Source organism: Chloracidobacterium sp. (genome assembly GCA_025057975.1).
Classification (GTDB): domain Bacteria; phylum Acidobacteriota; class Blastocatellia; order Chloracidobacteriales; family Chloracidobacteriaceae; genus Chloracidobacterium.
In genome coordinates this window covers 107,955-120,370 of the sequence record JANWUV010000004.1, presented here as the reverse complement: position 1 = coordinate 120,370, position 12,416 = coordinate 107,955, and the positions used below count along the sequence as shown (strand labels likewise).

8 protein-coding genes and 1 CRISPR repeat array (1 of these 9 only partly in view) are annotated in these 12,416 nt (G+C 58.8%); all 8 genes read left to right on the top strand.

All coding sequences use genetic code 11. From position 1 onward, the window contains the following. Positions 1-3,226: direct repeats of the CRISPR family, unit length 36 nt; unit sequence CTTTTCCGCTTTGAAAAAAAGCGGCCCCATTGAAGC (it extends 3,369 nt beyond the left edge of the window). A gap of 407 nt (positions 3,227-3,633) precedes the next feature. The 8 genes from NZ585_04760 (at position 3,634) to NZ585_04725 (ending at position 12,399) form a co-directional block, all read left to right on the top strand. Then, complete coding sequence (locus tag NZ585_04760) at positions 3,634-3,936, top strand: hypothetical protein (GenBank protein ID MCS7079348.1); 303 nt, start codon at positions 3,634-3,636, stop codon at positions 3,934-3,936. Between the two features lie 511 nt (positions 3,937-4,447). Beyond that, a complete protein-coding gene (gene hpnK / locus NZ585_04755; GenBank protein MCS7079347.1) occupies positions 4,448-5,332 on the top strand; it encodes a hopanoid biosynthesis-associated protein HpnK in 885 nt (294 codons plus the stop codon). Continuing rightward, positions 5,329-5,745, top strand: a complete 417-nt coding sequence (locus NZ585_04750) for a DMT family transporter (GenBank protein ID MCS7079346.1) — start codon at positions 5,329-5,331, stop codon at positions 5,743-5,745. Before hpnK ends, NZ585_04750 begins: the two co-directional genes overlap by 4 nt. Continuing rightward, positions 5,742-6,122 (top strand): EamA family transporter, encoded by a 381-nt coding sequence (locus NZ585_04745; protein MCS7079345.1) that lies wholly within the window; start codon positions 5,742-5,744, stop codon positions 6,120-6,122. Before NZ585_04750 ends, NZ585_04745 begins: the two co-directional genes overlap by 4 nt. A 76-nt stretch (positions 6,123-6,198) precedes the next feature. Beyond that, positions 6,199-7,374, top strand: a complete 1,176-nt coding sequence (gene hpnI / locus NZ585_04740; protein ID MCS7079344.1) for a bacteriohopanetetrol glucosamine biosynthesis glycosyltransferase HpnI — start codon at positions 6,199-6,201, stop codon at positions 7,372-7,374. A 189-nt stretch (positions 7,375-7,563) separates the two neighbouring features. Beyond that, positions 7,564-9,360 carry a heme-binding protein gene (locus NZ585_04735; GenBank protein ID MCS7079343.1) on the top strand — a complete coding sequence of 599 codons (1,797 nt, stop codon included), beginning with the start codon at positions 7,564-7,566 and terminating at the stop codon, positions 9,358-9,360. Between the two features lie 53 nt (positions 9,361-9,413). Next, positions 9,414-10,799, top strand: coding sequence for a hypothetical protein (locus NZ585_04730; GenBank protein MCS7079342.1), 1,386 nt, complete (start codon positions 9,414-9,416; stop codon positions 10,797-10,799). A gap of 22 nt (positions 10,800-10,821) precedes the next feature. After that, complete coding sequence (locus tag NZ585_04725; protein MCS7079341.1) at positions 10,822-12,399, top strand: hypothetical protein; 1,578 nt, start codon at positions 10,822-10,824, stop codon at positions 12,397-12,399. Positions 12,400-12,416: the final 17 nt, after the last annotated feature.

Sequence of the window (12,416 nt, the reverse complement as noted above, 5' to 3'; positions counted from 1 at the left end):
TGCTTTCCACTTTTCCGCTTTGAAAAAAAGCGGCCCCATTGAAGCACGCCCGGCGGCAACAGTCCGGCGCGCTGCAACGCCTTTTCCGCTTTGAAAAAAAGCGGCCCCATTGAAGCACAAGCCGTCGCCGACTTCATCGAAACCTACCGCGCTTTTCCGCTTTGAAAAAAAGCGGCCCCATTGAAGCACCGTGACGGCTTTCGGAATGCCCAAGATTTCTTCGGGCACTTTTCCGCTTTGAAAAAAAGCGGCCCCATTGAAGCCTCGCATGTTGGGGCTCCGGCTTGCTCGCATGTTGCTTTTCCGCTTTGAAAAAAAGCGGCCCCATTGAAGCGTACCCATACACCACATGCGTATTCGCGGAGCGCCGATCTTTTCCGCTTTGAAAAAAAGCGGCCCCATTGAAGCATTTTTTGCGGCGCATCGTGATCCTTACGGCAGCTTGCTTTTCCGCTTTGAAAAAAAGCGGCCCCATTGAAGCGAAGGGCTGATCCGCGACGGGTGGCTGGAAGGCGATCTTTTCCGCTTTGAAAAAAAGCGGCCCCATTGAAGCGGACACAATTAGAAGAGTCACAATGGCAAATAAAGCTTTTCCGCTTTGAAAAAAAGCGGCCCCATTGAAGCTCGCACGGCGCGGCGGTGCGCAGCAGCCACTTGGTGACTCTTTTCCGCTTTGAAAAAAAGCGGCCCCATTGAAGCAACCATGTCTGCAAAACGCAAGAAAGGTCAAACAACTTTTCCGCTTTGAAAAAAAGCGGCCCCATTGAAGCTGGACGGCGGCATCGGACGCCGCCAGGGGCGCGAGCTTTTCCGCTTTGAAAAAAAGCGGCCCCATTGAAGCAGCATCGACGGCTGCCGCATACGCATCCCCAATTTGGGCTTTTCCGCTTTGAAAAAAAGCGGCCCCATTGAAGCGCCGCGCCGTCGCCGGTTTTCGCCGCGCCCCGAAAACTTTTCCGCTTTGAAAAAAAGCGGCCCCATTGAAGCGTCTCCAACTCGCTCATTGGTCACTCTCCCGCCGGTTCTTTTCCGCTTTGAAAAAAAGCGGCCCCATTGAAGCCCAGTCCCCAACCGAAAAATATATCCAGTGACCGTCGCTTTTCCGCTTTGAAAAAAAGCGGCCCCATTGAAGCGCTCCACACCTCCCGCCGCCGCCACTCCGGGCGGTCTTTTCCGCTTTGAAAAAAAGCGGCCCCATTGAAGCGGTCAGGGTGCGCCAGAAGGCGACGGAGGGCCGTCGCTTTTCCGCTTTGAAAAAAAGCGGCCCCATTGAAGCCACGCTGCCCGCCGGTGAGGACCGGACGAAGCCGTGGACTTTTCCGCTTTGAAAAAAAGCGGCCCCATTGAAGCCTGCGTACTGTTCAACAACGCCATTGGCGGATCGGCTTTTCCGCTTTGAAAAAAAGCGGCCCCATTGAAGCCTCGCTCGAGCGCATCCGTGAAGCGCTCGGACTCGAAGCTTTTCCGCTTTGAAAAAAAGCGGCCCCATTGAAGCGCCGCGACGTCCTGAAGTTTCGCGTACGTGACTGCGCTTTTCCGCTTTGAAAAAAAGCGGCCCCATTGAAGCCTTGGAATTTGTGCCGAGTATCTTGCCGTAGCGTTCGCTTTTCCGCTTTGAAAAAAAGCGGCCCCATTGAAGCTGCTTCCGTTGCGTGAGGCGACGATGGAGCCGTCTTTTCCGCTTTGAAAAAAAGCGGCCCCATTGAAGCCTGCAATGGGTCGAGCCTGAGCGGTTGGCGTGCTCCTTTTCCGCTTTGAAAAAAAGCGGCCCCATTGAAGCGGCGCTCGCGACGTTGCGGGCGACGTGGCCGGCGATTCCTTTTCCGCTTTGAAAAAAAGCGGCCCCATTGAAGCTTCGCCGTCCTCGTCGAGAATCCAGCCGTAGCGTTCCTTTTCCGCTTTGAAAAAAAGCGGCCCCATTGAAGCACCAATATTATCGAGCATTTTGAGTCCACTTCGGCTTTTCCGCTTTGAAAAAAAGCGGCCCCATTGAAGCCTAGCGCAATCTCCTGTACTGTCCCCGCCGTACCCTCTTTTCCGCTTTGAAAAAAAGCGGCCCCATTGAAGCTAGAACCTCCATTCAAAGAATTGAAGGCATTTTATCTTTTCCGCTTTGAAAAAAAGCGGCCCCATTGAAGCAAGGCTCCAACTTCCGTCCATCAAGGGCGGCGTGTGGCTTTTCCGCTTTGAAAAAAAGCGGCCCCATTGAAGCATGTAAGCGTACGCGGCGATTTGCGCGCGTCCGCTCTTTTCCGCTTTGAAAAAAAGCGGCCCCATTGAAGCGACAGTAGTCCCGTTCCAGGATCCGGCACACGCCGGGGCTTTTCCGCTTTGAAAAAAAGCGGCCCCATTGAAGCCCCGTCGTGACTGCGTTATTGGCGATTTTGGGGGTCTTTTCCGCTTTGAAAAAAAGCGGCCCCATTGAAGCGGGATGACGATTTTCTCGCCGACCACGTGGTAGTCGCTTTTCCGCTTTGAAAAAAAGCGGCCCCATTGAAGCGGCGGTTTTTTGGGCAAGATTGGGCTTGGGGGGCTACCTTTTCCGCTTTGAAAAAAAGCGGCCCCATTGAAGCCCAATGCCTAACATACAAGTCGAGACGCGCGACGACCTTTTCCGCTTTGAAAAAAAGCGGCCCCATTGAAGCCGGCTCGCCGCTCGACGAGAAAACCATCGGGTTCATCCTTTTCCGCTTTGAAAAAAAGCGGCCCCATTGAAGCCCATATAGCACCTCCTGAGTTCAGCGGCGTGACGCTCTTTTCCGCTTTGAAAAAAAGCGGCCCCATTGAAGCTGTAAACCCGGCGTTTCCGTGCTGCGAAAAAATGCGCCTTTTCCGCTTTGAAAAAAAGCGGCCCCATTGAAGCCGCCGATAGCCGAGCCGGTGATCTCCACGTATTCCAGCTTTTCCGCTTTGAAAAAAAGCGGCCCCATTGAAGCGCACGAGCGGGCGTTGCCGCTCGCGCTGGTCGCTCACCTTTTCCGCTTTGAAAAAAAGCGGCCCCATTGAAGCGATTGCGCCGCGAATTCGCGCCGTCGTTGCGGCGTCTTTTCCGCTTTGAAAAAAAGCGGCCCCATTGAAGCCACCTGTAACACCTTGAGTCTAAAGGAGTTACGGCGTCTTTTCCGCTTTGAAAAAAAGCGGCCTCATTGAAGCTCGCGGTCTGCTGCCTGAATGATAAACTGCTCCCTATCTTTTCCGCATTGCAAGCGTCTCTAGCGTTGGTCAGTTCACTGTCAGGAAAAATCTAAAAAACTTAAAGTCCAGCTAAATAAATAACTGCTGTCACACCATCGTAAACCTGCAATGCACCCGTGCCAAATAAACTCTCTATGCTAGTGGAGTCTATCGAACCTATATCTAAGTCATGTGAACTCGATGTACTTAATAGATAGCTGCTTTTTACGAACCAGAAACATCTTACCAAAAGCTTTCCAATGGGAGTTTGCTGATAAGTATGGTTAACTTATATCGCTTCATTAATCTACAGAGCCCATTGTACAACTTCTAAAACTAAACAAGTCGGAAAAGCACCACAAGCGACTGGTCTTATACTCTGAGCTGTAGGCGCTCAGTGATAACCAGATACATGTACAATATCAATCAGTCACTATTTATTAGCATGGATGGGATGACTTGTTTACTCTACTTTTTACCGTTCATGCGAATGAATTTCTTTTCGGGGAGCTTATTGAAATGACTTTCAACAAATTAAATGCGTGGATTTCCCCTAAAGACACCGGCTTTGACTTGCTTATCACGGATGAGAAGAATACCAAGCTTATCTCCCTTCATGTCAAGCTACCACAGGATTTTACGCTATTTGAAGCTTCAGATGATTTTGGACGTAACTTAGTCACTACTAGCTGGCTAATACTTTCTTATGAAAGAGTGTCAAGTCTAAAGCTGACACTGGGTAGCTTTTCTCATCTCACATGAGAGCTGAGTCAAACTAATGTACATTGTTATTCCTCCTGGTAAGCAACTCAAACATCTCACAGCAATTCACGGTAAATCTAAGAACTATCATTTTTATCCTTGAGTCATGAAATCCAAGGTTATTCTCCAACGACGAGACCCTACAAAACAGGATTAGGCCGCCCTTCTAACTAGCGCTCTCTCCCTTGGCAACCAGGACTTCAGTGGTTTCTCAACAACTGGAGTGTGCTTCAAGCTATGGCGTAGTCGGCGTTTGCTCTCCTTGCAGCAAGCAGCTGGATACTTCAACAATGTAATGTTAGAGCGCCCTTGCTACCTCCCTCGCTAACTCCCTCGCGGCTGGTTGACATCAAACGATAGGTACACAAGCCCTTGGTCAAAGGTATGGTGAACGAGTTAGCTTTGAAAGCCCGTCCCTAAATGTAGCCCAATATGCACTTGCAGAGCGGCGTCAGTTTCGTAAACGTATCGCTCCGTTAGGCTGCGCTGTGAGCTACCCTGCATTGCCGCCATGTCAACCCGACTGGTCATCATCAACGCCGACGACTTTGGCGCGTCACCCACCGTCAACCAGGCGGTCGCCAAAGCGTATGACGAAGGCGTTTTGACAAGCTGCAGCCTGATGGTCGGCGGCGACGCCTTCGATGAAGCTGTGGCGCTAGCTAAGGCGCGTCCCGGACTTGCGGTTGGGCTGCACCTCACGCTTGTCTGCGGCAAATCAGTGTTGCCCGCCGCCAAGATTCCTCATTTGGTGGACGTACAACGGCAGTTCTCATCCAATCCGGTGACCGCCGGTCTGCGGTACTTTCTCAATCCACACTGTCAGGAAGAACTACGCCGTGAAATTCGCGCCCAGTTTGAGCGATTTATGGCGACGGGACTGCCCTGCTCGCACGTGGACGGCCATTTGCATTTCCATCTACACCCGACGGTCTTTCCCATCCTTGCCGACTGCGCCGCCGCGTTCGGCGTCCGCTTCGTCCGCCTGCCGCGTGAGCGTCTCCGGCGCAATCTCGCTATTCGCCGACAGGGCTGGCCGGTCAAGCTGCTCCACTGGGCGATATTTGGATGGCTCTCGCACAAAGCTTCCCGCCGGATGACCTGTCTTGGCCTGCGTTGCGCCGATGAAGTTCACGGCCTCTATGAAACTGGGCGCTTCACAGAAGACTACTGGCTCGCGCTCCTCGACCGCCTTGGCGCGGAAGCGCTCAGCGTCGCAGAGGGAGCACCCACCCTCACCCATGAAATCTATTGCCACCCAGAAGCGCCATCGCCTATGTTGCCCGCGCATAACGCCCACGGCCCGGACGAACTCGCGGCGCTCCTTAGTCCGGCGGTTCGAGCGCGTCTGCGCCGCGCCAACTTCCGACCGGCGACGTATGCAGATTTGCTATGAAACTCCACCCGCTTGTCACCGCTTCCGTCATCGTCAACTCCATGGGAAACGTCCTCTTGACGCTGGCGATGAAACGACTCGCGCCAACACTGGAAGCCCAACTCGCGGCCTACGATCTCACGGCGCTGCTCGCCACCGTCGCCACAGACGCAACCTTTTTGAGCGGCCTAACGCTGCTCATCGCGTTTTTCATGCTCTTTCTCACACTGCTGTCAAAGCTCGACCTCAGCTATGTGCTGCCCGTGACTTCGCTGGGTTATGTCGTCACCGCACTGCTGGGCGCGGTTCTGCTTGGCGAAGAAGTGTCGGCGCTGCGTTGGCTGGGCATTGTGGCGATTGCCGTCGGCGTCTATCTCGTTACACGCAGCGCCGAGGCGGAGCGGCGCACCCTACCGATGGAGAGCGCGTCATGACGGCTTCACTCCCGGTCGTCGTGGCGCTCATCGGCGGCATCGTCCTCTTCGGGACACTGGGCGACCTCACGCTCAGCCGGACGATGAAGCGCGTCGGCGAAGGTAAACTGCGCACCTGGCGCGACACCCTCAGCCTCGTATGGCGGACGCTCCGCGCGCCGGGGTTCTACATCGGCGTCGCCTGCATGGCCGGCGCGTTCTTTTCGCTTCTGGCGGCGCTTTCCGTTGCGCCGGTCAGTCTGGTCGAGCCGGCCACCTCGCTGAGTTTTGTCCTCAACACGCTCGGCGCACAGTTCATTCTCAAAGAACGGGTCAACCGAACGCGCTGGATCGGCACCCTGCTGGTCACCGGCGGCGCGTATCTCTTGTTCTTCTGAACACAAACCACGACCGCGCATGACGACCGGCGGCTCTTCGATCACCCCGCATCACACAAACACCGGAGGCTAAACCGTGCGTCTCGCGCCTTGGCTTTTTACGCTTCTCGCCCTGCTGGTGGTCGCCTCGTGCGCGTATCAACTTGTTGTTCTTGCCGGAACAATCTGGTTTCGGCGGCTCACCTGCCGGGAACGCCGCGCCTCGGGAATCGTCTTCACGCCGCCGGTCAGCCTGCTCAAACCCATCCGGGGCGCGGACGCCGACACCGAAGCTTGCCTCGAAAGCTTTTTCCGGCAGGACTACCCACACTACGAAATTGTCTTCGCGCTGCACGACCCAAGCGATCCCGCCGTCCCCATCATCGAGCGGCTGAAGCAAACTCACCCGACGACGCCAGTCACCTGCGTGTTTCGTCCACCGCCGCTTGGCGTCAACCCCAAAGTCGTCAATCTGGCCAATGCACTAGAAGCGGCACGGCACGACACCTTGATCCTGAGCGACGCCGACATCCGCGTCCCACGCGACTACATGCGCACCGTCGTGCGCCCCTTGCAGAATCCACAGGTCGGCGTCGTCACCTGCCTGTACCGTGGCGTCAACGCCGGCGGACTACCGTCCCGTCTCGAATGTTTGGGCGTCAGCACGGACTTCATCGGCGGCGTACTAGCGGCGCGGATCACGGAAGGCTTGAGTTTCGCCTTCGGTGCCACCATCGCCACCCGTAAGTCGGTCATCGCCGCCTTCGGCGGTTTGGCGCGATTAGCCGACCACTTGGGCGACGACTACCTCCTCGGTAACCTCGCCCACCGGGCGGGATATGAGGTGCGGCTTTCCTCGTGCGTCGTGGAAACTGTTGTCCCACGGATGACGTGGCGTGAGTTCCTAAGCCATCAACTCCGGTGGGCGCGCACCATTCGGACAGCCCGCTTCGGCGGCTACGTCGGGCTGGCGGTCACGCACACGTTTGCGCTGGGGATGCTGCTGGTCGCTGCGTTTCCCACCATCACCCTCGCCTGGGCGCTGGCGCTCATTGGGTTGGCGCTGCGCTTCCTCACCGCGTGGCAAACAGCGCGCCTCCTTGGCGACCAAGCGACCATCCGCAACCTTGGTTGGCTGCCGCTGCGCGACCTGCTTCACCTCGCTGTTTGGATTGGCGGCCTTTGGGGACGTACAGTCACTTGGCATGGGCAAATCTACCGGCTGGCGGACGACGGCAAACTTTCCCCGCCCCCACTCCCGGAACACCAGTAGGCAAAACGGCAGGCAAAGCTTCAGAGCAACATCGCTTTTCAGATTGTCATCTAAAAGCTTTTTGGTATGTTTTCAGACAGTTCTGGTTCGCCTTGCCCGCGCTGTACCCGCGCGCCATCCGCCGCTCCGACGGACATTAGCCTGATGTGATTCAGCCTTCCGTCGCGCGCCCTTTGGGAGGAGACTTCTATGCGTCGTTTGTCGCTTTGTGACCACCTGCCTGCTTTGCCAAGCCTGGTCGTCGCCTTGCTCATCGCTAGCCTCCCCATCCTCTCCGCCTGCGGCTCGCGCAACATCGCTGGAAGCAACGCTGTCATCATTCCGCCGCCCCAAACCCAGGCGCTCAACAAGCCTCTGTGTCCGACGCCAAATGAGCGCGCCCTCTCGGCCAGCGATGTGACGCAAATCATCACCCAAGCTGTGACGCGAGCCGTTGCGCTCAACCTACGCGCCACCATCGCCGTAACCGACCGTGAAGCCAACGTCTTAGCTGTGTTTCGGATGACGGGCGCCAATCCCAACACGTTCATCTCCGGCGGGCCGCTCGGCGGGCGACCCATCCCCAGCGAACTGGCGGCGATTTCCAAAGCGGGAACCTGTTCGTTTTTCGGCACGACGGGCAACGCCTTCACACCGCGTACGGCAAGTTTCATCATCCAAGAGCACTTCCCGCCGGGCGTGGCGTTCACCCGTGGCGGGCCGCTGTTCGGCGTCCAGTTTTCCAGCCTGCTTTTCAGCGACATCAACCCCCGCCTGCCGCTGGGGCTGTCGGCCGACGCCGGCGGCGTCCCGCTCTACATCGGCGATTCACCCGTCGGTGGCATCGGCGTCGAACTCGATGGCGTCTACTCACTTGACCTCGACCCAACCGACAATGACCAGTCGCCTGAAGAACTCATCGCCGTCGCCGGTTCGCGGGGCTTTGAAGCGCCAGCTGGTATTCGCGGCAACCAAATCCTCGTGGACGGCGTCGCGCTGCGCTTCGTCAACGCCCCGCCGCCTACACCGGAGCCGCTGGTCAATCTGGCGACGCAGGGAAGCTTTATGGTCATTCCAGCCTTCGGGACGCAGGCGACGCCCAAGGCCGGTGTTCCCTTCCTCGGCCCAGGCAGCCAGTTTACCTGCGGCACGCTGGGCGGCCGTCCGGTGCGGATTTTTACGCCACACGCCAACATCGTCCCAAGCGCGCAACTGTCGGTCGCGGAAGTTGAACGCATCCTGAGCCAAGCCATCCAGCAGGCGTACGTGACGCGCGCCGGCATCCGCCTCCCGCTCAACAACTTCGCTGAAGTCAACGTGGCCGTCGTGGACGCCGACGGCAACCTGCTGGGTCTGCGCGCAACACCCGACGCCCCCCTCTTTGGCGTGGATGTCTGCGTGCAGAAAGCGCGGTCGGCGGCCTTTATGAGCAACCCAAACGCCAGAGCGATCCTCAACGCTGCCGGAATGGGCAACTACGTCAGCCGGGCGGCGGCCGACGGCGTGCAGCTCAACGGCTCTGTCGCTTTCAGTTCTCGCGGATTGGGCGACCTGCACCGGCCGTTTTTCCCGGACGGCATTGACTGCACTGGCTCAAACCCTTGCGTCCCCAACGCACCAGGGCCGTTTTCCACCGCCAGCCGTCTGTTCACTACAACAAATGTCTGGAGTCCGTTCAACACAGGCTTACAACTTGACCTGATCGCCGGGTCGCTGCTGGACATCCTCGCCAACTACGTCAACCCCGGCAGCGTGCCGGTCATTCGGCGACCGCCGAACAACATCCGTAACGGGCTGCAAATCTTCGCCGGCGCCGTGCCGCTGTACAAAAACGGCGTCCTTGTCGGGGCCATCGGCATCAGCGGCGACGGCATTGACCAAGACGATATCATCGCGTCATTCGGTTCAGCCGGTTTTGAATCGCCGGCCAACATCCGCAGTGACCAACTCATCGTGCGCGGCGTTCGACTGGCGTTCGTCAAATTCCCGGCCAACCCAAACCTGTGAAGACGGCAGGCTTCCCAACGCACGACGTACGTTCAGGTGAGGTACGGTGCAAGATGTCCAAGGCGGCGCAACTCAAACCGGCGCTGGTTTTGCTCGCCCTCGTCGGGGCCGGCTGGCTGAGCTTGGCGCAGCAAAAGCCGGAGCCGCGGGGCGCAGCGGCGGTGACCGCCGAGCCGATCTACCCGCCAACGCCGGAAGACAACCTGCCGGAGGGGGCGTTCCGGCACGACCAACACCCGACCGGCGAGGTCACCATCGTGGACAAAGAACTCATCCGCTTCAACGGCGGCAAGCCGACCATCAAGCTTGACTGCAACTACTGCCACCTCGTCGAACCGGATGAGGTGCGCGCCGACGGCTTCGGCAAGTATCCGCTGGAAACGCCTGAATATCTGAAGCGGTACGCCGGGCGAAAAGCGCCGACCGCTCACTCGGCCTGTACGGCCTGCCACAGCTTTATGGTGACGCCCGGTGATCGCGCGCGCATGGCCAAGCTTCAGACGCTGTGCGCCGTCTGTCACAACGGCCCGCCTATCGGACAAACCGCCAAAGACATTCATCCCTTCCCCAATCCGACCCGCCAAACGCAGTTCGGTGCGCTTTACTCACACGCCGTCGCGGCGCATGCGAAGGAAAGTTGTGAAAGCTGCCATCAGGTGCAAGCGTTGCCGACCTTGGCGGGGACAAAGGAAGCGCCCATCCGCAATGTGTATGCGTCACGACCCGAACACCGTGAATGCTTCGTGTGCCATATCGAAAACGCCAAGGCGCTGACGGGCAGGGACGCCGCCGAACCCTACGCGACAAACTGCGCCGGTTGCCACCCGCTGGAACGCCGGCCTGAGCGGCGACTTTTGCGCGCGCCGCGCTATACGACGCTGACCTCGGAGTTTCAGCACGACGGCCCACATGCCGTTTTCAATCGCCAGTGGAACCCCAGCAAGCCGTTTGAAACCATTGAGTTTCTCAAGGGATTGGGCGCAGCGACGCCGCTCGCCGCCATGACGCATCCCGATGCAGTAAGTCGCCAAACCGCGCTCTCCTGCAAGAGTTGTCATGGCAATCTGCTAACGCTCACCAAGGAACTGCGCGACGCCCGTCCCAAACGCGGTAAAAAAAGTCAGGAAGAATTCGCCAGAGAGAAACTGGAATGGGACTGGCTGGTGCAAACCACCTTTCGGCGCAACCCAACCTATCCAGCCAATCTAGCCTGCGCCGGCTGCCATGGGTTTGAACGCATTGAGAAAGTTAACGAAAAAGACGCCAAGGAGCGCGTCCAGCGACTTGCGCCCTTGCCCGGCTTCGCGCCGGCGCAGCATAATTTCATCGCAGTGTTCAACATCGGGAGTTGCGACCGTTGCCATCCGCCGACCATCAGCAAAACCAAACCGGAAAGTCATAAGCTGCGCCGCCCGGCGGCGACGGCGGAAGGCAAATGACACGTCCACTACGGGTTTGCTTATGAGCGTTCGCGCCCCTGCGCCGGAAGCATCGGATGCCTCTTTGCCGACGGCGGTTCGTGGTGAGCCAATACGAGAGGTGAGTCGCGCGCGGCGGGCGGCTTTCTTGGCCCTCATGCGCGTGGAAACCGCCGACGCTTGGTCGGATGAAGCCCTTGACGCGGCGTTTGCGCGCACCGCGCACACTGGGTCGGCCGAACAACTGGACGCCGACCGCCGGCTGGCGACGGAAATCGTCATGGGCGTGCTGCGCTGGCGCGGGAAGCTGGACGCCCAGTTGCGGGAGCACATCGGGCGCGATCTTGCCGGCCTTGACCCGGCCGTACGGACGGCGTTGCGCATGGGGCTGTACCAAATCCTCTTCCTAACGCGGACGCCCCCGTTTGCCGTCGTCCACGACGCAGTCGAACTCGTCAAGCAGACCTCTGAAACCACTCATGCCGCCGGATTCGTCAACGCCATCCTGCGCGAAATCCTGCGGCGACGCGGAATAGACGACAGTCAACTGGCTCCGGTTCGGCGCATTCTCAAAAAACCTGCGCCGCCGCCTGTTCCAACCAAGCGCATCCGACAAAAAACCATCATCACGCCGCCGCCGGCTCGCACCACGGCGTCCACCATCCTTGACCGTGAGGCCGAACTGTCGCATCCGGCGTGGCTGCTTAGTCATTGGGCGCGCGCGCTTGGCGAAGCTCGCGCCACCTGCATCGCCGCCGCAAACAACCTACCGGCGCCGACCTTTGTGTGGCTCAATCCCCTGCGCCAGGACCCACAGCTCACCCGCGCCGCGCTGGAAACCGCTGGACTGACGCTCAAACCCGTCGCTGGTCTCAACGAAGAAGCTTGGGAAGTGACGGACGGCAACCTGTCGGCGCTCGGGCCGTTCATCGCTGACGGCACGGTGTACGTTCAGGACGCCGGCTCGCAGCGCGTCGCCCGCTGGTTGGGCGTCCAACCCGGTCAGCGGGTGCTGGATATGTGCGCCGCGCCCGGCGGCAAAACCGCCCAACTCGCCGCGATGATGCACAATGAAGGAACAATCACGGCGCTTGACCAGCACGCGCACCGCGTCGCGGCGATGGAAAGCAATCTTGCCCGCCTAGGCGTGCGGATCGCCCGGTGCTACACGGCGGACGCGACGGCGGCGACGTTGGTTTCGCTGGCCGACCACCGGCGGTCACGCAAAAAACTTCCCTTCTCGTTGTTCCCCGACTCGTTCGACGCCGTACTGGTTGACGCGCCCTGTTCGGGAACAGGGACACTGCGCCGCCACCCGGAGATCAAATGGCGGCTGACTCTACGCAAACTCGCCGAATTCGCCGGGCTTCAGACCAAACTCCTGTGGAACGCTGCGCGCGTCGTTAAGCCAGGCGGTGTGCTGCTGTACGCCGTGTGTTCCCTGGAAGCCCGCGAAGGCGAGGAAGTGTTGCGCACCTTTCTCAAGCACCACCGGCACTTTGAGATTGCCCCCCCGCCCGACGCCGGCGACGCCCTAACCAGCGAAGGCTTCCTACGCTTGTGGCCCGACCAAGACGGGACAGATGGCTTTTTCGCCGCCCGCCTCCGCCGCCGCGACTGAGTAAGCCTTCGGGGAGG